The organism is Cohnella sp. GCM10020058 (assembly GCF_042683485.1).
GTDB lineage: Bacteria > Bacillota > Bacilli > Paenibacillales > Paenibacillaceae > Cohnella.
Genome location: NZ_JBHUJV010000017.1, coordinates 215,856 through 237,555, shown reverse-complemented (window position 1 = coordinate 237,555; position 21,700 = coordinate 215,856). Strand labels below are relative to the sequence as shown.

The following is a 21,700-nucleotide window of genomic DNA, read 5'->3' as shown; positions in this document are numbered from 1 at the left end:
GAAAACGTCTGAAATTCAGCCTTTGACCAACCTGATAATATCGTTGTAAGTGACGACGACCATCAGCAGCATCAGCGCAGCGAAGCCGATAAAGTGCACGAGACTCTCGCGGTTCGGATCGACCGGGCGGCCCCGGATCGCCTCGATGCCGATGAACAGCAGGCGGCTGCCGTCGAGCGCCGGAATCGGCAACAGGTTAAAAATACCGAGATACAAGCTCAAAATCGCGCCCCACCAGGTCAGCTGCGTCACGCCCTGCTTGGCGATCTCCACGGTTACCTGCGCCGTTCCGACCGGTCCGTTGAGCTCTTCAAGCTTAACCTCGCCGAAAATAATTTTGCGGAAGCCCTCGAAAATTTTCTTCGTGCTGTCCACCATCGCATGGCCGGCCAGCGAGAAGGTCTCTCCGAAGGCCGGATGACGCATCTCCGGCGCCATGACGATGCCGACCTTACCCGTATCCGCGTTCGGCGTCACCGTTATTTTCACTTGCTGACCGTCCCGGTTCACGATCCAGTCCATCGGCTTGCCGGCACTGCCCGTGATCGCCTGGGACAGCTTTTGGCTGTCGCCTTCGACGGCGACGCCGTTAACCGAGACGACCAGGTCGCCCTTCTGCAGACCGGCAGCCTTCGCCGCCCCGTCGGCCGTCACTTCGTTGATGAAAATTTTCGTATTCGGCTCGACCGCTACGCCGTACGATTGAAAGAAGACGGCGAACAATACGAACGCTAAAATAAAGTTCATCAGCGGGCCGGCGAAAATCGTCATCGCCTTCTTGCCTGCCGAGGCGTTGCCGAACTGACGGTCCAGCGGCGCGATCTGCGTGTCTCTGCCCTTCGCGACGATGAGCGCCTGCGGGTGCACGTCATAACGCTGTACATCGCCGTCCACGTCCAGCGTGAGATACAGATGACGCTCCAGATCGATCGCCGTGACTTCGCCGCGCAAGATTTGCGTCCGCTCGTCAAGCCGGTCCAAATAAATTCGCGTAACCTTATCGTCCTTGATCCGGACGCCTACCGTATGTCCCGCCTGCACTTCGACGACCTCGGGATCTTCTCCCGCCATTCGTACGAAGCCGCCGATCGGCAGCAGCCGCAGCGTGAACCGGCTCTCTCCGCGCTTGATCGAGAACAGCTTCGGGCCGAACCCGATCGCAAATTCCCGCACGAGCACGCCGGCCCGCTTGGCAAAATAAAAGTGTCCGAACTCATGAATCGAGACGAGCACAAAAAAGACGAGAACCGTTAGAAAAACAACCTGTACCATTTCCATGCAAGTTACCCTCCGTCCGCCCTAACGGCTGTCCTTAGATTAACATTATTCGCCGAGGCGATACAAGAGAATACGGGTCTTGCGAAAGGTCGGTTGCTATTTGCGCCATCCGGCTGCCGCGTCGCGCGCCCGGCCGTCCGCGAAGGCGATCTCCTCGAGGTCCGGCGCCGCGTTCGTCTCATGCGCGGCGAGCGCCGATTCGATAATCTCTTCGATCGCGAGAAACGGAATCTCGCGCTTGAGGAAGCGGGCCACCGCGACCTCGTTCGCCGCGTTGAATACGGTCGGGGCGGTCCCGCCCGCTCTTCCCGCCTCGTAAGCCATTCTAAGGCACGGATACCGTTCAAAGTCCATATCCTTAAAATGCAGCGTGCCTGCGCGCAGCAGATCGAGTGGAGATGCGGGCGACGGACGGCGCTCCGGGTAGGTGAGCGCGTACTGGATCGGCACCCGCATGTCCGGGTTGCCGAGCTGCGCCATGACGCTCGTGTCGACGAATTCGACCATTGAGTGCACGATGCTCTCGGGATGAAGCATGACGTCGATCCGGTCGTACGGAAGATCGAATAGCCAGTGCGCCTCAATCACTTCGAGCCCTTTGTTCGCCATCGTCGCCGAATCGATCGTTATCTTCGCGCCCATCGACCAATTGGGATGCTTCAGCGCGTCCTCGACCGTCACGCCTACGAGCTCGCTGCGGGCGCGGTCACGGAAGCTGCCGCCGGAAGCGGTAATGACAAGACGTCGTATCGCAGCGCGATCCTCGCCGTTCAGGCACTGGAAAATCGCGGAGTGCTCGCTGTCGATGGGGAGCAGCGGCACGCCGCGCTCCGCAGCTCTGCGCATCACGATATGCCCGGCCGTAACCAGCGTCTCCTTATTCGCCAAACCGATCGTCGCGCCGGCATCGATGGCGGCCAGCGTCGATTTCAATCCGAGGCTGCCCAGGAGCGCGCATACGACATAGTCCGCATCGGCGCCTGCTGCGGCTTCGATCAAACCCTCTTCGCCCCAAACGAGCTTCGTACCGGCCGGCAGGTCCCCCTTGATCTTGTCAGCCAAAACCTTAGAGCCGATCGATACGAGTCCGGGCCTGAAGCGATGGACTTGTTCGAGCAGTTGCTCGTGCCTTGTACCGGCCGCCAGGCTGACGACCTCATACGCGTCCGGGTCCCGCGAGATAACGTCCAGCGTCTGGGTGCCGATCGAACCGGTGCTGCCGAGCACCGCCACCTTCTTTTTCAAGCCGTTCCCTCCGTTATGTATAGCTATGATGCAACAATTGCCGGACCAGCGTGTTGGCGGAGCATGCAAGCCCGCTTAACATTCAGAACAGTCCAAGCAGATGGACGAGCGGGAATACGATCAGCCAGCTGTCCGTGCGGTCGAGCACGCCGCCGTGTCCGGGAAGCAGGTTGCCCGAGTCCTTCACGCCGCGCAGCCTTTTGTAAGCGGATTGAATCAAATCGCCGAGCTGACCGGCGACCGCGGCGGCAAGCCCGACAGCGAGTGCCGTTCCGAAGTCTATCCAGTCCGGCCATACGACGGCGAACACGACAGATACAAGCAAAGCGATGACCAAACCGCCAAGCGCCCCCTCGACCGTCTTGTTCGGACTGATCGACGGCCACAGCTTCGTCCGGCCGATTGCCTTGCCGACAAAATAAGCGCCGGCGTCCGAAGCCCAGATGCAAAAAAAGACGAGCAGCGGCCAGAACACGCCGTGCGGCATCTCGCGGGTGAGCGCCATGTAGCGGAATCCGAGACCGATATAAAAAGCGCCGACGAAGAGCAGCGCCGATTGATCGAGCGTAATTCTGTTTTTGCTAAAAACGGTCGCCGACAGCAGCACGAACATCAGCACCCAGGAAACCGCCTGCGCGCTTGGCGTCGCCCAACCGAACGGCAGGTGCGGCAGGGCAAGCACGAGCGTAGCCGCAAAGCCGCAGAGCACGTCAAGACGGCTCGTCGGCAGCTTGTTGAGCTTGACGAATTCATGGTACCCGATAAGTGCGAGCGCCGCGAGCATGATCGAATAATACCATCCGCCCAGTCCTAGCAGCGCTAAAAAAGCGGCGCCGGCGACGACGCCCGTCACGATCCGTTGCCCCATCGCCTTAGATCCCTCCGTAGCGGCGCGCACGCCGTTGGTATTCGCGAATCGCCTCATGGAAATGCGCTTCCGAAAATTCCGGCCAATAGACGTCCGTAAACCAAAATTCGCTGTAGGCAAGCTGCCACAGCATAAAATTGCTAAGGCGCAGCTCTCCGCTGGTTCGGATGAGCAGATCCGGATCCGGAAGGTCTCCGCTCAAGAGCGACTGCTGGAACGTTTGCTCGTCGATCTCATCGGGCGACAGCTCGCCCGCGGCAGCGCGCTTTGCGATCGTTCTAGCCGCCTCTACGATTTCCATCCGGCTCCCGTAGTTAAGCGCGAAGTTCAGGACAAGTCCCGTATTGTTCGCCGTGCGGCGAACCGCTTCCTCGATCGCATCAAGCGTAAAGTCGGGCAGCAGGTCTCTTACGCCCATCATTTTCACCTGCACGTTGTTGCGGATCAAGTCTTCGAGCTCGATCGACAGAAACTCCTGCGGCAGCTTCATCAAAAAATCGACTTCAGCCTTGGGCCGCTTCCAGTTTTCGGTAGAAAACGCGTACATCGTCAAAAACTCTACGCCTAGACGATCTGCGGCTTGGGTAATGCGCTTGACGGCCTTCATGCCGCTATGGTGTCCCGCCACCCGCGGAAGTCCGCGGGCTTTGGCCCAGCGTCCGTTGCCGTCCATGATGATGGCCACGTGCCGGGGAATTCGGCCTTCCTTCAGCAAATCTTCGGACGTCTGGGACTGCGAGCCTCCTGACCGCCCTTGCCCGCCGTCCTCCTTTTTGCCGAAAAGACTGCCTAAGAATCGATTGCTCATGGCTGTTCCCCCTGGTTTAGCGACCATTAAATAACCCCACCGAGTGGGGCATTGCGGAGCCTGAATCCGTTCCGATGCGGGGATCCCCGAAAATTCAAACGAACCCCACCTTTCGGAGGGGCCGGTCGAATGCTTAAACTTCCATGATTTCTTTTTCTTTGGCGGCCAAGATCTTGTCCACCTCTGCGACGAAGCGATCCGTCGACTTCTGGATATCGTCCTGATGGCGGCGGGACTCGTCTTCGGAAATCTCGCCCTTTTCTTTTTTCTTAATGTCGTCGTTGGCGTCTCGGCGAATGTTGCGGATGGCGACCTTCGCTTCTTCGCCGAATTTCTTGGTCGACTTGACGAGGTCTGCGCGGCGCTCTTCGGTCAGCGGCGGGATATTCAGCCGGATGATCGTGCCGTCGTTCGCAGGGGTCAGGCCGATGTCGGACTTCAAGATCGCTTTTTCGATCGCAGCCAAAGCCGATTTATCCCAAGGCTGAATGATCAGCGTGCGGGAATCAGGCGTGTTGATCGTGCCGAGCTGATTGACCGGCGTCAGCGCGCCGTAATATTCGGCTTGGACGCGGTCGAGCATTGCGCCGGATGCGCGTCCGGCACGCAGGGTTGACAAGTCGCGGCGCAGTGCGGCCAGTGCTTTGTCCATTCGTTCTTCTGCGTTTTTCTTGATCGTTTGAGGCACTTAATTCACGCTCCCCTTTACGATTGTACCGATTTTCTCGCCCAGCACCGCGCGCTTGATGTTGCCCGGCTCGGTAATGGCGAAGACGAGAAGCGGGATATTATTGTCCATGCACAGAGAGGACGCCGTCGAATCCATGACGCCCAGATTTTTGTTAAGCACGTCGAGATACGTCAACTGCTCGTACTTTTCCGCCGTCGGATCCTTGAACGGATCGGCGCTGTATACGCCGTCGACCTTGTTCTTGGCCATCAGGATAACTTCGGCTTCGATCTCGGCAGCCCGCAGCGCGGCCGTCGTATCGGTAGAGAAAAACGGATTGCCCGTACCCGAGGCGAAAATGACGACGCGTCCCTTTTCGAGGTGGCGAATCGCCCGGCGGCGAATGTAAGGCTCTGCGATTTGCTGCATGGCAATGGAGGATTGTACGCGAGTCGGCACATCGATCTGTTCCAGCGCGTCCTGCAAGGCAAGCGAATTCATCACCGTCGCCAGCATCCCCATGTAGTCGGCCGTCGCACGATCAATGCCCTTCTGGCTGCCGGAGATGCCGCGCCAGATGTTGCCGCCTCCGCATACGATGGCGACTTCAACGCCGAGCGCTACGACTTCCTTGATTTGTTCGGCGATCGAGATGATCGTCGTTGCGTCGATCCCGTAACCGGTCGATCCGGACAACGACTCTCCGCTTACCTTCAACACCACGCGTTTGTAGACGGGTCGATTCAACGTTAGTACCTCCACCTGGTCGATTTCTGTGCCGGGAAATGCGCTTCCCGGCATTACTGAATGGATAAGCGCTCTTTAAAAAAGGGAACACCGCGTGTCCCCCTGGCATTTCCGATTAAACTTTGACTTGCGCCATAACTTCTTCGACGAAGTTATCTTGCTTCTTTTCGAGACCTTCGCCGAGTTCGAAACGAACGAAGCGACGGATGGAGATTTGCTCTCCGATTGTGGAGATCTTCTCGTTGAGCAGCGTTTGGATCGTCTTGTCAGGGTCCTTGACGAACGATTGCTCGAGCAGTACGTTTTCTTCGTAGTACTTGTTCAGGCGGCCTTCGACGATCTTTTCGACGATTTTCTCCGGCTTGCCCTCGTTAAGCGCCTGGTTGCGAAGAATCTCGGCTTCCTTGTCCAGGTCGGCTTGTTGCACTTCTTCGCGGCGAACGACCAGCGGGTTGGCTGCTGCGATGTGCATCGCGATGTCGCGTACCAGTTCCTTGAATTGATCCGTCATGGCGACGAAGTCGGTCTCGCAGTTGACTTCGACAAGCACGCCGATGCGGCCTGCGCCGTGGATGTAAGATTCTACGCGGCCTTCGGTAGCGATGCGGTCGCCCTTCTTGGCTGCTGCTGCAAGTCCCTTCTCGCGAAGCAGGTCGGCTGCTTTCGTGATGTCGCCGCCGGCTTCCTCAAGCGCCTTTTTGCAATCCAACATGCCTGCTCCCGTTCTTTCGCGGAGCGCTTTTACGTCTGCTGCGTTAACTGCCATGGGATTCCCTCCTGGTATGTGGCCGCCGGACGCAACTCGCGCGGACGGCTATCGATTGGTTTATGTTTTCAAAAAAAGGGCGGTGAGAAGGTTCTCTTCTGACCACCCTTGACCTCGCAATGCTGTAAGAACCGGCTGGCTTAGGCGGTCGTTTCTTCGCCTTGACGGGATTCGACGATGGCATCGGCCATCTTGCTCGTCAGCAGCTTAACGGCGCGGATCGCGTCGTCATTGCCCGGAATGACGTAGTCGATCTCGTCCGGATCGCAGTTCGTGTCGACGATGCCGACGATCGGGATACCCAGCTTGCGGGCTTCGGCGACGGCGATGCGTTCTTTGCGCGGATCGATGATGAACAGCGCGTCAGGCAGTCTGCGCATATGCTTGATGCCGCCGAGGAACTTCTCGAGACGCTCTTTTTCCTTGCGAAGGATGATAACTTCCTTCTTGGGCAACACTTCGAACGTGCCGTCCTGCTCCCACTTGTCCAACTGGTGCAGACGATCCGTACGCTTTTGAATCGTGGAGAAGTTGGTCAGCGTGCCGCCGAGCCAACGTTGGTTGATATAGAATTGGCCGCTGCGCTCCGCTTCTTCCTTCACGGAATCTTGCGCTTGCTTCTTCGTGCCGACGAACAGCATCGTGCCGCCTTGCTCGCCGAGCTGGCGAACGAAGTTGTACGCTTCGTCGACTTTCTTGACCGTTTTTTGCAGGTCGATGATGTAGATGCCGTTCCGTTCGGTAAAGATGTACTTGTCCATCTTCGGGTTCCAGCGACGCGTTTGGTGACCGAAGTGTACGCCAGCTTCGAGAAGCTGTTTCATCGAAATAACTGCCATTTTAACTTGCACCTCCGTATGGTTTTGGATCGTGAATCTCCTCCGCCGGTTCGCGCTTCCCGTCAGAACTTCGCTTCTGCGAAGCACCGCTGACGGAATTGAACGGCGTGCGTTTTTTCACACCGTTTAACAATATAACATACGGATGCCCGGCTTGCAACACAAGCCGGGCATCCATTCGGCGGCCTCCTTGAGGACGATGGCGGCCATATTATTTATTTTTGTCGCGAAGCAGCTCGGCGATAATCCCGTCGTACGTGATTTCGCCTTCGAATACGCTGAGGCCGACTCGCATTTTGCCGCTATACGGCTTGGCAGCCTTGACGAAGGCCGCCTTGTCCCGAATGACGCCGAGCGCCTTCAAGCCGGTCGCGACTTTGTCGAGCGAGTCTCCGGCCGCAACATACAGACCAAGCCGCGTCTCGGGGCCGGACTCCCCTGTCTTGGTTGCCGATGCGCTTGGTGCAGGCGAAGTCGTGGGCACAGGCGTAGTTGTGGGCGCGGGCGAGCTCGCAGGCGCCGCAGTCCCGCCGTCTGCTTGTCCCGGCTTATCCCCCCCCGCCGCAAGCGCATCTTCCTTAGCCTTGGCAACGGCCGCGTCCAGCTGTGCCTGCGTGTACGTCGGCTCGTTCAGCTTGTACATGCCGTAGCCATTTCCCTCGGCTTGTTCCTGAAGCTGGGCGACCGTGAGCGGCTCAGGCAGCGCAGTGCCTGAACTAAGCCCCTGACCGTACGTCATGAGCTGGAGCAGGGCGGCGCCGGCCATCAACCCGACGCCTAAGCCGACCAGTAGCGCGCGGCGCTTGTTCATGGCCGACTCACCTCCCGCTTGGCGAGCTGCAAAACAAGCTGCACTTCGCCTTTATTCATGTTCATCGCCTTGGCTACCTGCTCTACCGAGCGTCCCCGCTCGTAAAGCTCCAGCAATTCCGCATAGCGCTCGCGGATCGCGGGCGGCCTGTCCGCAGGTCCACCGCCAATATCCGCTGCCGCTGTTGCGGCAGGATCGATCGCCTTGTCTTGACGCGGACTGCTCCCGGCTTCCTTGATCGGTGCTGCCGAAAACTTTTCAAGTTGGGCTTCTGCAGCGATCGGCGGCTTCGCCATCGGTGTCGCCGTCTCCAAAGAACCGCCCGCGAACGAGCCTTCATCCCGCCGGCCATCAGGCGCAGCCTGCCGTAAGCCCCCGGGTGCCGGCTGCGCTGGCAATCGGCCGTAATCGCTCGCTGCGGCGGGCTCCTCGCGTCCGTGAGCTTCCGCTTTCCGGTAAGCGGCAGATTCCTCCATCTGAAGCTCCAGTTCCCGAATGCGCCGGCCGAGACGGCTCACTGTATCGTCCTGCTCTCGCTTGAAAGCCGCGACAGCGTCCACAAGCTCTTTATTTTCCGTCTCCAGGTCCTCAAGCAGTCTGTCATATGCTTCTTCATTTACGATTGCGGTCGACTGCGCCTTCTGTTCGGGCTTCAGCCAGCCGTATCCCGCAATTGCAGCCCCGGCAATTACGAGCGTAACCCACGGATCCATGTCTAATGCACTCTCACTTTCCCGTTGCTATAGTGACAGGTCGATATGATGTCCTTTATAGGGATGTTCGGCCGCATGCGTCTCCGTTTGCTCGTTCTCGTCCGCGTGTTTTTTTTTCGAGAAAAGTCTCTTATGACGGCTTTCCTTGGGATCGTCGTCTTCAGAGATCGATTTGTGCCCGGTGCCTTCCGACTTCGCATTCCGCTTGGCGTCGCGCTCGGCCAGCTTCTGGGCCTGAACGCCAAGCGCGGCCTGGTCGGTAGACTGGCGAAGCTGCTGGGCAGCCTGCAGCGGCGTCAGTTCGATGGAGCGGGGAATCGAGGTTTGCACGTCGATCGGCTTGTAGCTCACGGCCGTTCGCCTCCTGTCGCGTTATAAAAGCGTCGCCATCGCAATCTCGCCTTCGGCGTAACGGAAGGTCACCCGCTTGGCGCTGTCCTTGACAAAACGCGTGTATCGGCCGATGACGATTTTCGTGCCGCCGTAAACCGTATGTAGTACGTTGACCCTCGCCTGATCCGTATCCTCAAGCGAGCGTTCGATCTCGAGAATGTTCGCCTTGGCCGTCTTGAGCTCCTCGGTCACCTGCCTGCGCGTCGAATTGAGCTTGATCCGCATCGCCAGCCGATCCGCAGACAACTGCCCGGCAGCCGCCAGCTGATCGAGCAGCACAAGCGCTTTTTCCGTCTTGTCCAAACTTTCGGACAATTGGCGCACTTGCTGGCGAAGGTCCCCGAGCTCTTGCCGCAGCTCGGGCTTCAAGCCGACCTCGATGGAGGTGACCGTGGACATCGAATTGCCGATCGTGCGAGCCACGACTAGATCGCCGGCTTGCATCAAGCCGCCGACCATCAAGCCCTTGGCGCCTTCGCAGCGGATGCTCCTGGCCGCCCGGATGTTCGAATGCATGATGCTCTGCGACACCAGGACGTCTTGGCCCGCCGTCACGTTGCTTTCCTGTACGAACGAGCACTTCACGTCGACGCCCGCCTTGACGTGACCTTTGCCCGATCCGATGATGCCTCCCGAGATCTCGATCGAGCCGTCCGATTCCAGCTCCGCTCCCTCAACGCCGCCTGTAACCCGGATATCACCGGAGGCGCGTACGCGGAAGCCCGTCAGCACGTTGCCGCGAATGACGACGGTGCCCACAAAGTCGATGTTGCCCGTGTGGTAGTCGATATCTCCGTTAACCTCGTAAACCGGAAAAACGTTCAGCTTGTCTTTGTCCGTCCATGTGACGAGACCGTCCATCGCGGCATACATGGCCGTCTTGTCCGGATTGACGACGACGTTTTTGCCGACCTTAAAGCTCGCTTCTTTACCCTCCTTGGGTACGACGGCATCGCCCGTTACCGCAATGCCCGCCGTCCCGGGAAGCGGAGGCACCCGGGTTGCGATCAATTGACCCGTTTTGACGTTGGGCAGCTGCTTCATTTCTCTGTAATCGACGCTGCCGTCTTCGCGCTCGGCTGGCCTTTTCGCCTGGCCCTGGTCCTCGAACAATACTTTGACATAGCCGTTGACGCCCTGGACCGGCTGCAATCCGGTTGCCACGAAGTTGTCGTTGTAAAAAAACGCTTTCGGATTGTCGGCGATCTGAATCAACAGATCTTGCCGTATGCCGTAACGAACGCCTGCGGATGCGAGCAGCGCCTCGAGCTGCCAGACGTTCACGCTTTCCGCACTCTCTGTCGGCTTGATCAGCAGCTGAGCCGCCATGCGGTCATCCGATATTTTAACCTGATAGACCTGGTCGATCGCAAACGCCTCTTCCCCTTTCATTATAAATCCCCCTTTCCTGTTTTATTTTTGAAGCAGTTGGTCCCTATGCTTGCCGAGCGCGCCGCGCAACCTCAGAATCGCTTTGGAATGCAGCTGGGAAATGCGGGACGGAGACAACGACATCACTTCGGCAATCTCGCTGAGCGACAGATCCTCGTAGTAGAAAAGAGATACGACCGTGCGCTCCTTCGGCGTGAGCTTGTCGATGCCTGACGCAAGAGAGTCTCTCAGATATGTCTCGTGCACCTTCGATTCCGGGCTCTGGGCCTTGTCGTCCACGAGCAGCGACATCCGCGTCTCGGCATCCTCCTCGCGGATCGGCTCTTCGAGCGAACCGACCGTTGCGACCGCAACCTCCTGAAGCATCTGCTGGAATTCCTTGTCCGTTATATTTAAGTAGCTGCATATTTCCTCATCGGTGGCGGAGCGTAAATTGCGCTGCTCGAGGATGGCGTATGCATCTTCCATTTTTTTCGCTTTGTCCCGAACGGACCGCGGCACCCAGTCGCCCTGGCGCAGCCCGTCGATGATCGATCCGCGAATACGCCAGGAGGCATAGGTTTCGAACTGCAAACCCCGCAGATGATCGAATTTTTCGATAGCGTCGATCAGACCCATGGACCCGTTGCTGACCAGATCGTCCTTGGATACGTTTTTGGGCAATCCCGCAGCCATGCGGCTGGATACATAATCGACGAGCGGAATGTACTTTTCGATCAGGCCTTTTTTAGCTTCGGTGTCGCCTTCTTCCTTCCAGCGGCACCACAGGTCGTAATGGGACAGCTTGGAACTCTTGGGTTCTGCCATCGCTGCATCACCTTCCTTAATCGTCGTTCAGACGCCGGATCGCCTGTGCGACTTGTTCCGGATTCGACTCGTCGATCGAGACGAGCCTTGGGGGCTTCAGCGGCTCGAAGCTGGCGGATTGCGGCTCTTCGTTGCCCGTCCATTGTTCCCGCATCAGGCGGGAAAGCGATTCGTCGTCCTCGGCCGGCGTCGTCATGTCCAGAACGATTCCTCGCTCCTCTTCTTCCCGCTCCTTGTCTCCGCCAAGCGTTTTGGCGGGCTGCAGCAGTTGCTGCAGGACGAGGCGAACGAACAGTCCGAGCAAGCCGAAAGCTAGAAATCCGTACAAGCCTCGCACAAGCGAAGTGAGCGGCGGATTGCTGGACGAGGAGATCAAGAAAATCAAAACGGCCCCGAAAAACGCGAACCCTAAATTCCATCGCCATGGCACGCTCATTTTAAATCTCCTTTACCCCGTTCTGCACGCTGCGGATCGTTAAAATTCCGCTCGCGCTGCTGAATTCGATCGTCCGCCCGAAATTACCTCCCGTATCCTCGGCGATTACGGGAATATCGAACGAGGCGAGCGCCAGCTTCGTGGACTCCACGTTGCGGGGTCCGATGCGCATGCTGTCGTTGCCGCTCGCGAATGCGAACATCTGAGCGCCGCCCGCGAGCTTCGCGACAAGGCGCCTCATGTTGGCGCCGCCGGCCTTCAGCCTGGACAGCAGTTCCGGAACGGCCGTATCCGCGTACTTCGCGATATTGATCTGTCCCTCCCGCGCGATATCCGAGCTCGGAAGCATAATGTGCGCCATGCCGGCAATACCCAGATTCGCGTCGTGAAGCGTCAGTCCGACGCAGGAGCCAAGGCCCGTCGTCTTGAGCGAGTCTCCGCCCGAGGCGACGTTCAAGTCCGCCATTCCGATTTTCACGATGATGACTTCTTTCATTAGATAGGCACTCCTAGCGCGCGGAACAAGCGCTCGAACGACTCGGGATCGGGAATAAAGAAAAAATGCCCCTCCGCTCGCCGGTCGTCTTCCAAAAATGTCGTATCGATGAGCAATGCCTCGTCGCCCATCGTGCCGAATTGAACCAGGCCATAGCTCAATATCGCACCCGCCATATCGACCGCGATCGCAGGGACGGTCGGCGACAGCGGCAAGCCCGTCAGATCCGCGAGAGACGACAGATAAGATCCGGCAAGGATATTGCCGATCTCGCTAAGGGCGGACAGCTCCATCTCGGTATACTCGGGGCCTTCCGATAACTCGAAGTGCAGAAGGCCCTGCAGCAGCACGCGCGCCTGATTCTGGCTCATCAGAAAAAACATATTGCCCGGCGCCTCTCCTTCTACGCGAAGGAAGATGGCGACCACGACCTCTTCGGCGCCGCCGACGCGGTCGGCGATGTCTTCGAAGGGAATGAAGCTAACTTTTGGGACGGCCATGTCGATCGGCTTATCGAGCAAGCGGGAGAGCGCGGTCGCCGCGTGTCCCGCTCCGATATTGCCGACTTCGCGCAGCACGTCCATTTTAAATTCGGCGTTGTGGCTGAACAGTTCCATATCGTCAAGCTCCGAATTGTTCGAGCTGGATGATCTCCGACCGGTTGAGGACTTCGGACAGATTAAGCAGAATAAGCAGTCGGTTTTCGCCGAACTTCGCCACGCCGCTCAAGTATTTGGCCTTGATGCCGCCGACGACTTCAGGCGGATTCTCGACCATGTCCGTGTTCAGGTCGATGACGTCGTTCGCCGAATCGACGATAAATCCGACTTCAAGCTCGTTCGCCGCAACGATGATGATCCGCGAGTTTTCCGTCGGTTCGGATTCGGGAAGTCCGAATCGGCTGCGCAGGTCGATGACCGGCACGACGACGCCGCGCAGATTGATGACGCCTTTTACGAATACCGGCGTCTTCGGCACGCGCGTAACCGGCGTCATGCGTTCGATCGTCCGCACTTTGTCAACCTCGATGCCGTATTCTTCGTGAGCGAGCGTAAAAACGATAACCTTGAAATCTTCTGCCATGACAGCATCCTCCTCGGATAGGAACGATTATTTGATGAGCGCGTTCGGATCTACGATCAGCGCGACTTGTCCGTCGCCCAAAATCGTCGCTCCGGAGATGACGTCCAGGTTCGTCAGATACTTGCCGAGCGTCTTCAGCACGATCTCGCTTTGTCCGATCAGCTCGTCCACCAGCACGGCGGCAAGCTTCTCTCCCTTGCGGATGACGAGCATCTCCGTCTCCTGCTCGTTCTCCTCGGAATAATCCGGCGAATCCAGCACGGCCGCCAGCGATAACACCGGTATAATCGACTTGCGGTATTCGATGACCTTCGCACCGTGCAAATCGCGGATCGCGCTGCGCTGCACGATGCCCGTCTCGACGATGGAGGTAAGCGGAACGGCGAACTTCTCCGATCCAAGCTTGACCAGCATGGCCGTGATGATCGACAGCGTGAGCGGCAGCTGAATCGACCACTTCGATCCTTGGCCCGCCTTGGAGGTGACCGATACGACGCCGCCGAGCGATTCGATCTTCGACCGGACGACATCCAGGCCGACGCCGCGTCCGGATATATCCGAGATCTTGTCCGCCGTGCTGAAGCCCGGTGCGAACAGCAGCATGTTGATCTCGTCGTCGCTCAGCTTTTTGGCTTCTTCCGGAGAGACGATGCCCTTTTTGACGGCGATGTCGAGGACCTTCGGCTGATTGATGCCGCGCCCGTCGTCCTCAATCTCGATGAAGACATGGTTGCCGCTGTGGAACGCCCTCAGATTGACAACACCCGTCTCGGATTTGCCTGCCTCGATCCGGCCTTCGATCGTCTCGACGCCGTGGTCGACCGAGTTGCGGATCAGATGCACGAGCGGGTCTCCGATCTCGTCGATGACCGTCCGGTCCAGTTCCGTCTCGGCGCCCGTAATGACCAGATCCAGCTTTTTGCCGAGCGACTTGGCCAAATCCCGCACCATCCGCGGGAAACGGTTGAACACGCTGTCCACCGGAACCATCCGCAGCTTCAGGACGATATTTTGCAGGTCGCTGCTGACGCGCGCCATATGCTCGACCGTCTCGGTCAGATCGTTGCGTTTCACCTCGCTGGCAAGCTGCTCGAGCCTGACGCGGTCGATCAGCAGCTCGCTGAACAGATTCATAAGCGAGTCGAGACGCTCGATATCGACGCGGATCGTCTTGTTCGCCACAGGCGCCGCTGCGGGCGCTCTTGCCGGCGCATCCGAGGCGGCCGGCTTGGCGGCGCTCGCCGTCGCCGCCGGAGGTGGCGCGGTCGCCGTCGCGGCCGCTTGTTGCACGGCCTCCTGAATCTGCTGCTCCGCACTTCGCGACTCGTCAAGCTCGCTCAAGCTCTCGAGATCGAGCGGTACGATGCGCACTGATTCGAGCTCGGAAATTTTGTCGAGCGCGTCCTGCAGATCCTTTTGCGGAATACGGGAAATGTAATAGACGGAAAACTGATGGCCGAATTGCTCCTGCTCGATATCCTGTACCGACGGATGGGACTTGACGAGCTCCCCGTTGCGCTCGAGCGCATCGAATACCATGTAGGCCCGTACGCCCTTAAGCAGGCAATCCTCGCGAATGGTAACCTCGATATGGAAAGCGGGACTGCCGTTTTCAATCGACTGCCTGAGCACCGATAGCTGGAATTGGTCAAGCAGCAGATGCGTAGCCACCATTGCAAGCTCGGAAGCGCCGCCTGCTGCAGCCGCTTGTCCGGCAGCTGCCGCTGGCGCGGCCGGCTCGCCTTTTACGATCTGCTTGAGCTGCGCCACGAGTTCCTTGACGTCCGCGCTGCCGTTGCCGCCGCCGACGACGTCCTGCACCATGCCTTCAAGCGAATCCAGACATTTAAAAAGCGTATCGAAAATGTGGCCGTTCATTTTCAGCTTGTCGTTGCGCACCAAGTCGAGCACGTTCTCCATCTCGTGCGTCAGCGAGGCGAGATCCTCGAAGCCCATCGAAGCCGACATGCCCTTAAGCGTATGGGCAGATCGGAAGATAATCTGAACGATGCTGATATCCTCGGGCTGCTGCTCGAGACGCAGCATGTTTTCGTTAAGCGACTGCAGATGCTCGTTCGCTTCGTCGATAAAAATGGACAAGTACTGATTCATTTCCACTGGGCGTCACCTCCTGAATGGCACAACTGCTTTAAAGCTGTTTCGCTTTTGGCTTTTCAACCGCTTTGACCAACTCGGGGGCGATACGCTGCAGCGGCAGAGCCGTTTGCGCCGCGCCGTTTTCCATCGCCGAACGCGGCATGCCGTAGACGACGCAAGTTTCTTCCGCTTCGGCGATCAGCGTCGCCGCACCGTCCTCGCGCAGTGTCTTCATGGCTCTGGCCCCGTCGCTTCCCATGCCCGTCATGAGGACCGCGTGGCGTCTTAGCTCCCGTCGTCCGACCAGCGAACCGAACATCACGTCGACCGAGGGGCGATGGCCGCTGACAGGGTCTTCTTCGGTAAGTCCGATCTTATAGACGCCGCCGGCGTCTCTGATGAGCTTCAAATGCTTGCCCCCCGGTGCGAGGTAAGCTTGTCCGGGCAGCACCCGATCGCCGTCCGCAGCCTCGCGTACTTCGATCTCCGAGCAGGAATCGAGCCGCTGCGCTAGCGAATGCGTAAACTTAGGCGGCATGTGCTGCACGATCAGGATCGGCGCGGGAAACGAGGCCGGAATCGCCGACAGCACTTCATGCAGCGCGCGCGGACCGCCGGTCGACGTGCCGATCGCGACGATGTCGGTAAAAGAATCCGACTGGCGGGGGGCCGGCTGCAAAGGCATCGGCTTCGCCTTCGCCTTATCCGGCAGCGAAGTTTGAGGCGGCGGATCGGACGTAGCCGGCTTCGTCGATTTCGACGGCTTCGATGCAGCCAAGCCTTGATCTGCGGACGCTTTTCCGGTTAAATCCGTTTTCTCAACCTGCCGGCTTTTTCGATCGGACTGCTCGCCGGACGACGGCGGCTTCGGAATCGTTCGCCGAGCGGGCGGAGGCTCCTGAGCGGCCTTGCCGGGCGCCCTTGGCCGCTCTATGGCTGCCGCAGCTTCTATTTTCGAAGCGGCTAAGCTCGAAAGGCGAGGCTTCGGCGCCAAGCCGGCAAGGTTTGCCGGCAGCTTAAGCGGATCGCGACCAAGGCTGCTCGGAGGCGCAGGTTGCGACGTTCGATTTTCGCTTTCAATTTGAGATGCTTCTACGTCTTCCGCTTGCGCCTCAGATTCAGTTTCCGCCTCGGATACAGCAGCAACTGCAGCTTCCGCCGGATTGCGTTGCATTCCCGCATCGCTAACCGCCGGGGCCGGCGCAACCTTAGCCTCGGCATCCGCTTCAGCTTGAAGCACCATCGCCTCGGCGCCTTCCTCCGTCATCCGCCGCAGCCTCAATTCGCCCGAGGCCAGCAGTTCTTTTGCGATATGCAACTTTTCGAGCAACATCTCGCCCATCTGCGAAACATCGAGCTTCAAAGCGCCGTCGGGCTTGCGGACAAAATCGAACGCCCCATACTGCAGCGCGCGGATCGTATCGCGCGTTCCCCTGTCCGTTACGGCCGACATCATGATGACCGGCGTCGGACGTTCGGCCATAATTCGCTTGAGCGCTTCAAGCCCGTTAATCTCCGGCATTTCCAGATCCATGACCGCGATATCCGGGCGCAGCTCCCGGATCTGCCGTACGGCCTCGGCTCCGTCTGCAGCGGTCCCTACGACCTCAAAGGCGGCGTCGCCGGCAACCAGGTCTCCGACTAATTTCCTCATGAAAGGGGAATCGTCAACGACCAGCACCTTAAATGCCATCATGCTTTCTCGTCCCCTTTCGGTCTTGTCGTTCGGTCCGTCAGCTCCACAGCTTGCGAACGCGCTGGAGAAAACCTTTGATGTTCGTTTGAACGGAAGTTTTCCGGCTTTCGTTTAAATATTCGGCGGCGATATCGTCAATTCCTTTGGATGCAGGACAATCGGGGTATAAATATGACAATGCCGTCTGTTTTTTGACGGCTTTCGACACATGCGCATCGTCCGGAACGAAGCCCAGCAGCGGGATTTCCAGCGACAAGTAGGTTCTGGCGACCTGCCGAATATTATCGGAGGTCTGAAGTCCCTCGCGGTTGTCGCCGACCCGATTGATCACGAGCCGAAATTCGGCCTCTTGTCCCATTGTCTTGACCATCTTCATGAGCGCATAAGCATCGGTGATGGATGTCGGCTCCGGCGTCGTCACGACGATAGTCTCATCCGCCGCTTGGATGAAGCGAAGCGTTTCCTTGGACAATCCGGCACCCGTGTCGAACAGCACATAATCGACTTCGCCGTAAAGCTTGGCGATCTCCGAAGCGAAGTACTCCAGCTCCTCGTCGCTAAGACGGATCAGATCCTTGAAGCCGGAGCCGCCCGCGATGAATCGCAGGCCGCCGGGACCTTCCTGAATAATCTCCCAGATCGATTTGTCCCGCTTGAGCAAATGAAAGAGATTATAGGCCGCAGGCGTGCCAAGCAGCACGTCGATGTTCCCCATTCCGATGTCGGCATCGAACAACAGGACGCTGTGGCCCCTCTTTTGCAGCGCCAGCGCGAAGTTCAAGCTGAAGTTGGATTTTCCGACGCCTCCCTTGCCGCTCGTCACCGTCAAAATCCGCGTTTGCTTGGCATAGTCAAGGTCGCGCGCCGATACCATGTGCCGCAGCGCTTCCGCTTGGTCACGCATGGGCCGGCGCTCCTTCCAACAGCTTGGCCGCGAGCCACGCCGGATCGAACGATCGGATGTCGTCAGGAACCGTCTGACCGAAAGTCACGTAAGGAATGCTGAATCCGAACTCGCGCACGAGATTCAGGATCGCTCCGTAAGAGTCGGTCTCGTCCATCTTGGTAAGCAGCAGCCGGGATACGCCATACTTGGCGAATTGAGCGGACACCTGTCTCATGTCCTGGTATTTGTGGGTCAGGCTGAGAACGAGAATCTTATCGGCCTCTTGACCAGGCGAGAGCAAGCTGTTGACTTCGGAAACGTACAGCTCGTTGCGGTAATTTCTGCCCGCCGTATCCATCAGCAGCAGGTCGCGGTCTTCAAGCTTCTTGTACGCCCTGGCCAGTTCCGAAGGAGAAAAGACGACCTCGAGCGGCACGTTCAGAATGTCCGCGTACGTACGCAGTTGGTCGACAGCGGCGATTCTGTACGTATCCGCCGTAATAAAACCGACGGTGCGGCGTCTGGACAGCGCTTGTTCGGCACCGAGCTTGGCGATCGTCGTCGTCTTGCCCACGCCTGTAGGTCCGACGAAATGTACGATATGCGTGTCCTGCGCGATGCCAGCGTCATAAGCAGGCGCCAGCCACGACAGGAGCAGCGCGTGCGCCTCGTTTAGAGCCAGCAGCTCGAGGTCGATATCCGTATCGTCGCCCTCTTTGTTCTCTTCCCGCTCCTTCAGCTTCGTTGAAACGGCGGCAGCGAATTCTTCGACATATATCGGCTCCACGCCTTGCTGCGCGAGCATGCGGCTGAGGCGCAGCACCGGCTCCGGCATGCGCTGCGGGGCCAGCTCGCGGCCGGCTTGCTGACGCAGCAGATCCTTCATCGCTCTCAGTTCGGCCAGCAGCTCGGCCGTCTCGCCTGGCGACGTTGCTTGCGGTTGCGGAACCGGGATCGCTTGCGTGCTTGCAGGGATCGGTTCGGCGACTCGCAAAGCTTGCGTCGTTTGAGTCGCGGCAGCCTGCGGCGCGTCAGGCGCGGTACGATCCGACGCACCTAGGGCGCGCGCAGATGCGAGCGCGCGGCTCATCGCTTCGTCGAAGCTCGCCTGCGAGGCCGAGCGTTCGTCCTTCAGTACGGATGGCGGATTGGAACGCCCCTGGACATTGCCAGCTTCGCGGAGCAGCGATACGGCAGCCTCCGCAGCGGCGGAGGTCTCCTGCTGCTCCGAAGATGGCGCGGACAAGGCGGACGAGCCACCTCCATAACGCTGCCGAATCGCGCTGGCGGGAAGCGGCTGCGGCGCCTGTTCGCCGGCGCCCCGCGCCGTATTCGCGTTCGAAGCCGGTTCCGTCCCTCTCATCGCCAAATTGGGCTCTTTTTTGACGGCTTCCGCCTGAGAACGCAAGATCGGCTTGGCCGACGGACGCGCCTGCGGCTTGGCGGACTCGTCCACCGCAGCGATCACTTCCATCCTTTTTTTGCGAAACATGCCAAGAAACCCGCCAGTGCGGATTTCTTTGGTGTTGAGGATGACGGCATCGGACCCGAGCTCGCTTCTGATTTGTTGAACGGCCTGCGGCAAATCATCCACTAAGTAGCGTTTGACCTTCATGCATTCACCACCCCGACGCTTTGTACTTCGATATTGGGCTCAAGCTCGCTATAGGAGAGCACGGGAATGTCTTGCAGGCTGCGCTCAATCAATTGACGCATATACATCCGAATGTTCGGAGACGTCAGGATAATCGGCTGTTGACCGGCTTGGAGCGTCTTGTTGATCTGCTCGCTCAAGCGGTTGTAGATCGCTTGCGTCGACGAAGGCTCCATCGCCAGGTAGCTGCCCTGGTCCGATTGCTGAACGGATTCGGCAATTCGCTTTTCGACGCCGGGACTGATCGTGATCACACGCAGCGGCTCGCTTGGATTGGCGTATTGCTGCGTGATCTGCCTGGATAGCGCTTGTCTGACGTATTCGGTCAGCACGTCCGGATCCTTCGTATACTTGCCGTAATCGGCCAGCGTCTCGAAGATCGTAACGAGATCCCGGATCGAGATTTTCTCCTTAAGCAGCTTGGCGAGCACCTTCTGGATGTCCCCGACCGTGAGGATGTTCGGCACCAGCTCTTCAACGAGCGTCGCATAGCTCTCGCGCACGCTGTCGACGAGCGATTTGGTCTCCTGGCGGCCGAGCAGCTCGTGTGCATAACGCTTGATGACTTCGGTCAGATGGGTAGCGACGACCGAAGGCGGATCGACGACGGTGTACCCGGACAGCTCCGCGCGTTCCTTGGTCGCTTCGTCGATCCAAAGCGCCGGCAGTCCGAACGCAGGTTCCTTGGTCGCGATCCCCGTAATCGAATCGTCCTCGAAGCCCGGGCTCATGGCAAGGTAGTGGTGCAGCAGCAGTTCGCCGCGCGCGACCGTGTTGCCTTTCATCTTGATAACATACTCGTTGGGCTTAAGCTGGATGTTGTCGCGTATGCGGATGACCGGCACGATCAGCCCAAGCTCGAGCGCGCATTGCCTGCGAATCAGGATAATCCGGTCGAGCAGGTCTCCCCCCTGCGACGTATCGGCCAGCGGGATGAGGCCGTAGCCGAACTCGAATTCGATCGGGTCGACCTGCAGCAGGCTGATGACGCTCTCGGGACTGCGGACCTCCTCAATTTCCTTTTCCTCGACGAGTTGCTCTTCGGCTTTTTGGCGCTTGGCGGCGCTTAACTGCATACGGTAGCCGGCTATCGCCAAGATTACCGCATAAGGAATCGTAGCCAGCGGGCCGATCGGAGTTGCGATGCCGAGCAGCAATATCGTGCCGGCGACGATATACAGCAGCTTCGGATACCGAAACAACTGACTCGTCAAATCTTCAGCCAAGTTGCCTTCAGAAGCGGCGCGCGTGACGATAATGCCGGTCGCCGTACTGATCAGGAGCGCAGGAATCTGGCTGACCAGACCGTCGCCGATGCTTAGAATCGAGTAAGTGCCTAATGCCTCGGTAATGTTCATGCCGTGGACGGCCATCCCGATGATAAAACCGCCGATCAAATTGATCGTTACGATAATGATACTGGCGACTGCATCACCCTTGACGAACTTGCTCGCACCGTCCATCGCGCCGTAAAAGTCGGCTTCATTTTGGATTTTTTCACGCCGTTCTTTGGCTTGCGTCTCGCTGATCATGCCGGCGTTGAGATCGGCGTCGATGCTCATTTGCTTACCGGGCATCGCATCCAAGGTGAAGCGCGCCGCGACTTCGGCGACGCGTTCCGACCCTTTCGTTATGACGATGAACTGAACGATGACCAGTATGAGGAAGACGATAAAGCCGATCGCGAGCTGTCCGCCGGCAACAAAGCTGCCAAATGTGGAGACAACCTTGCCCGCATCGTGCTTAGACAGGATAAGACGAGTCGTTGACACGTTGAGCGCAAGTCTGAACAAGGTCGTAATGAGGAGCAACGTCGGAAAAATTGAGAATTGAAGCGCGTCCGTCGTGTTCATGGCAATCAACAAAATCATGAGTGCTGCAGAAATGTTTACGATCAGCAGCAGGTCGAGCAGATGCGTCGGGATCGGGACGACCATCATCAGGACGATGCCGATGATGCCGACCAGAATGCTAACGTCCCGAATTTTCACAGGTCTTCTCTCCCCGCTTCAAGT

23 protein-coding genes are annotated in these 21,700 nt (G+C 58.5%); all 23 read right to left on the bottom strand.

Annotated features, from left to right (window positions below):
- Nucleotides 1-15 precede the first annotated feature (15 nt).
- The 23 genes from rseP to flhA all read right to left on the bottom strand — a co-directional run bounded on the left by rseP (nucleotide 16) and on the right by flhA (nucleotide 21,676).
- The gene (gene rseP / locus ACFSR7_RS28570) at nucleotides 16-1,278 is read right to left on the bottom strand and encodes an RIP metalloprotease RseP (protein ID WP_378167530.1); all 1,263 of its coding nucleotides are present in this window, start codon (nucleotides 1,276-1,278) and stop codon (nucleotides 16-18) included.
- A gap of 96 nt (nucleotides 1,279-1,374) precedes the next feature.
- Nucleotides 1,375-2,523, bottom strand: a complete 1,149-nt coding sequence (locus ACFSR7_RS28565; RefSeq protein ID WP_378167528.1) for a 1-deoxy-D-xylulose-5-phosphate reductoisomerase — start codon at nucleotides 2,521-2,523, stop codon at nucleotides 1,375-1,377.
- An 82-nt stretch (nucleotides 2,524-2,605) separates the two neighbouring features.
- Nucleotides 2,606-3,391, bottom strand: a complete 786-nt coding sequence (locus ACFSR7_RS28560; protein ID WP_378167526.1) for a phosphatidate cytidylyltransferase — start codon at nucleotides 3,389-3,391, stop codon at nucleotides 2,606-2,608.
- 4 nt (nucleotides 3,392-3,395) lie between these two features.
- On the bottom strand, nucleotides 3,396-4,199 hold the full coding sequence (locus ACFSR7_RS28555) for an undecaprenyl pyrophosphate synthase (RefSeq protein WP_378167524.1): 804 nt from the start codon (nucleotides 4,197-4,199) through the stop codon (nucleotides 3,396-3,398).
- A gap of 133 nt (nucleotides 4,200-4,332) precedes the next feature.
- Nucleotides 4,333-4,887 (bottom strand): ribosome recycling factor, encoded by a 555-nt coding sequence (gene frr / locus ACFSR7_RS28550; protein WP_378114778.1) that lies wholly within the window; start codon nucleotides 4,885-4,887, stop codon nucleotides 4,333-4,335.
- Entirely contained in the window at nucleotides 4,888-5,616 is a 729-nt protein-coding gene (gene pyrH, locus ACFSR7_RS28545) for a UMP kinase (protein WP_378114779.1), read from the bottom strand.
- A gap of 115 nt (nucleotides 5,617-5,731) precedes the next feature.
- Nucleotides 5,732-6,382: a translation elongation factor Ts gene (gene tsf, locus ACFSR7_RS28540; RefSeq protein ID WP_090117357.1), complete on the bottom strand. Its 651-nt coding sequence runs from the start codon at nucleotides 6,380-6,382 to the stop codon at nucleotides 5,732-5,734.
- 140 nt (nucleotides 6,383-6,522) lie between these two features.
- Entirely contained in the window at nucleotides 6,523-7,221 is a 699-nt protein-coding gene (rpsB, locus tag ACFSR7_RS28535) for a 30S ribosomal protein S2 (protein WP_090117358.1), read from the bottom strand.
- 1 nt (nucleotide 7,222) lies between these two features.
- Nucleotides 7,223-7,399: a hypothetical protein gene (locus ACFSR7_RS28530; protein ID WP_378167522.1), complete on the bottom strand. Its 177-nt coding sequence runs from the start codon at nucleotides 7,397-7,399 to the stop codon at nucleotides 7,223-7,225.
- 33 nt (nucleotides 7,400-7,432) lie between these two features.
- The gene (locus ACFSR7_RS28525) at nucleotides 7,433-8,032 is read right to left on the bottom strand and encodes a hypothetical protein (RefSeq protein WP_378167520.1); all 600 of its coding nucleotides are present in this window, start codon (nucleotides 8,030-8,032) and stop codon (nucleotides 7,433-7,435) included.
- Nucleotides 8,029-8,745, bottom strand: coding sequence for a hypothetical protein (locus tag ACFSR7_RS28520; RefSeq protein WP_378167518.1), 717 nt, complete (start codon nucleotides 8,743-8,745; stop codon nucleotides 8,029-8,031). The genes ACFSR7_RS28525 and ACFSR7_RS28520 overlap by 4 nt, the downstream gene beginning before the upstream one ends.
- Before the next feature lie 27 nt (nucleotides 8,746-8,772).
- On the bottom strand, nucleotides 8,773-9,096 hold the full coding sequence (locus ACFSR7_RS28515; protein WP_378167516.1) for a hypothetical protein: 324 nt from the start codon (nucleotides 9,094-9,096) through the stop codon (nucleotides 8,773-8,775).
- A 21-nt stretch (nucleotides 9,097-9,117) separates the two neighbouring features.
- A complete protein-coding gene (locus tag ACFSR7_RS28510; RefSeq protein WP_378167514.1) occupies nucleotides 9,118-10,530 on the bottom strand; it encodes a FapA family protein in 1,413 nt (470 codons plus the stop codon).
- 21 nt (nucleotides 10,531-10,551) lie between these two features.
- Nucleotides 10,552-11,337: a FliA/WhiG family RNA polymerase sigma factor gene (locus ACFSR7_RS28505; RefSeq protein WP_378167512.1), complete on the bottom strand. Its 786-nt coding sequence runs from the start codon at nucleotides 11,335-11,337 to the stop codon at nucleotides 10,552-10,554.
- A 16-nt stretch (nucleotides 11,338-11,353) separates the two neighbouring features.
- The gene (locus ACFSR7_RS28500) at nucleotides 11,354-11,773 is read right to left on the bottom strand and encodes a hypothetical protein (RefSeq protein WP_378167510.1); all 420 of its coding nucleotides are present in this window, start codon (nucleotides 11,771-11,773) and stop codon (nucleotides 11,354-11,356) included.
- A 1-nt stretch (nucleotide 11,774) separates the two neighbouring features.
- Nucleotides 11,775-12,269 carry a chemotaxis protein CheD gene (locus ACFSR7_RS28495; protein WP_378167508.1) on the bottom strand — a complete coding sequence of 165 codons (495 nt, stop codon included), beginning with the start codon at nucleotides 12,267-12,269 and terminating at the stop codon, nucleotides 11,775-11,777.
- Entirely contained in the window at nucleotides 12,269-12,886 is a 618-nt protein-coding gene (locus ACFSR7_RS28490) for a chemotaxis protein CheC (protein ID WP_378167506.1), read from the bottom strand. Before ACFSR7_RS28490 ends, ACFSR7_RS28495 begins: the two co-directional genes overlap by 1 nt.
- 4 nt (nucleotides 12,887-12,890) lie before the next feature.
- The gene (locus ACFSR7_RS28485) at nucleotides 12,891-13,352 is read right to left on the bottom strand and encodes a chemotaxis protein CheW (RefSeq protein WP_090117367.1); all 462 of its coding nucleotides are present in this window, start codon (nucleotides 13,350-13,352) and stop codon (nucleotides 12,891-12,893) included.
- Nucleotides 13,353-13,379: 27 nt separating this feature from the next.
- Nucleotides 13,380-15,470 carry a chemotaxis protein CheA gene (locus ACFSR7_RS28480; protein WP_378167504.1) on the bottom strand — a complete coding sequence of 697 codons (2,091 nt, stop codon included), beginning with the start codon at nucleotides 15,468-15,470 and terminating at the stop codon, nucleotides 13,380-13,382.
- A 31-nt stretch (nucleotides 15,471-15,501) separates the two neighbouring features.
- A complete protein-coding gene (locus tag ACFSR7_RS28475; RefSeq protein WP_378167502.1) occupies nucleotides 15,502-17,145 on the bottom strand; it encodes a chemotaxis protein CheB in 1,644 nt (547 codons plus the stop codon).
- Nucleotides 17,146-17,182: 37 nt separating this feature from the next.
- The gene (locus tag ACFSR7_RS28470) at nucleotides 17,183-18,049 is read right to left on the bottom strand and encodes a MinD/ParA family protein (protein ID WP_378114790.1); all 867 of its coding nucleotides are present in this window, start codon (nucleotides 18,047-18,049) and stop codon (nucleotides 17,183-17,185) included.
- The gene (locus ACFSR7_RS28465) at nucleotides 18,042-19,646 is read right to left on the bottom strand and encodes a flagellar biosynthesis protein FlhF (protein WP_378167500.1); all 1,605 of its coding nucleotides are present in this window, start codon (nucleotides 19,644-19,646) and stop codon (nucleotides 18,042-18,044) included. Before ACFSR7_RS28465 ends, ACFSR7_RS28470 begins: the two co-directional genes overlap by 8 nt.
- Nucleotides 19,643-21,676 carry a flagellar biosynthesis protein FlhA gene (gene flhA / locus ACFSR7_RS28460; protein ID WP_378167498.1) on the bottom strand — a complete coding sequence of 678 codons (2,034 nt, stop codon included), beginning with the start codon at nucleotides 21,674-21,676 and terminating at the stop codon, nucleotides 19,643-19,645. Before flhA ends, ACFSR7_RS28465 begins: the two co-directional genes overlap by 4 nt.
- Nucleotides 21,677-21,700 lie beyond the last annotated feature (24 nt).

Excerpts from the sequence above, each read along its gene's own strand:
- rseP (WP_378167530.1), bottom strand. The coding sequence starts at position 1,278 with ATGGAAATGGTACAGGTTGTTTTTCTAACGGTTCTCGTCTTTTTTGTG.
- ACFSR7_RS28560 (WP_378167526.1), bottom strand. The coding sequence starts at position 3,391 with ATGGGGCAACGGATCGTGACGGGCGTCGTCGCCGGCGCCGCTTTTTTA.
- ACFSR7_RS28555 (WP_378167524.1), bottom strand. The coding sequence starts at position 4,199 with ATGAGCAATCGATTCTTAGGCAGTCTTTTCGGCAAAAAGGAGGACGGC.
- tsf (WP_090117357.1), bottom strand. The coding sequence starts at position 6,382 with ATGGCAGTTAACGCAGCAGACGTAAAAGCGCTCCGCGAAAGAACGGGA.
- rpsB (WP_090117358.1), bottom strand. The coding sequence starts at position 7,221 with ATGGCAGTTATTTCGATGAAACAGCTTCTCGAAGCTGGCGTACACTTC.
- ACFSR7_RS28530 (WP_378167522.1), bottom strand. The coding sequence starts at position 7,399 with ATGGATGCCCGGCTTGTGTTGCAAGCCGGGCATCCGTATGTTATATTG.
- ACFSR7_RS28525 (WP_378167520.1), bottom strand. The coding sequence starts at position 8,032 with ATGAACAAGCGCCGCGCGCTACTGGTCGGCTTAGGCGTCGGGTTGATG.
- ACFSR7_RS28520 (WP_378167518.1), bottom strand. The coding sequence starts at position 8,745 with ATGGATCCGTGGGTTACGCTCGTAATTGCCGGGGCTGCAATTGCGGGA.
- ACFSR7_RS28510 (WP_378167514.1), bottom strand. The coding sequence starts at position 10,530 with ATGAAAGGGGAAGAGGCGTTTGCGATCGACCAGGTCTATCAGGTTAAA.
- ACFSR7_RS28505 (WP_378167512.1), bottom strand. The coding sequence starts at position 11,337 with ATGGCAGAACCCAAGAGTTCCAAGCTGTCCCATTACGACCTGTGGTGC.
- ACFSR7_RS28500 (WP_378167510.1), bottom strand. The coding sequence starts at position 11,773 with ATGAGCGTGCCATGGCGATGGAATTTAGGGTTCGCGTTTTTCGGGGCC.
- ACFSR7_RS28495 (WP_378167508.1), bottom strand. The coding sequence starts at position 12,269 with ATGAAAGAAGTCATCATCGTGAAAATCGGAATGGCGGACTTGAACGTC.
- ACFSR7_RS28490 (WP_378167506.1), bottom strand. The coding sequence starts at position 12,886 with ATGGAACTGTTCAGCCACAACGCCGAATTTAAAATGGACGTGCTGCGC.
- ACFSR7_RS28485 (WP_090117367.1), bottom strand. The coding sequence starts at position 13,352 with ATGGCAGAAGATTTCAAGGTTATCGTTTTTACGCTCGCTCACGAAGAA.
- ACFSR7_RS28475 (WP_378167502.1), bottom strand. The coding sequence starts at position 17,145 with ATGATGGCATTTAAGGTGCTGGTCGTTGACGATTCCCCTTTCATGAGG.
- ACFSR7_RS28470 (WP_378114790.1), bottom strand. The coding sequence starts at position 18,049 with ATGCGTGACCAAGCGGAAGCGCTGCGGCACATGGTATCGGCGCGCGAC.
- ACFSR7_RS28465 (WP_378167500.1), bottom strand. The coding sequence starts at position 19,646 with ATGAAGGTCAAACGCTACTTAGTGGATGATTTGCCGCAGGCCGTTCAA.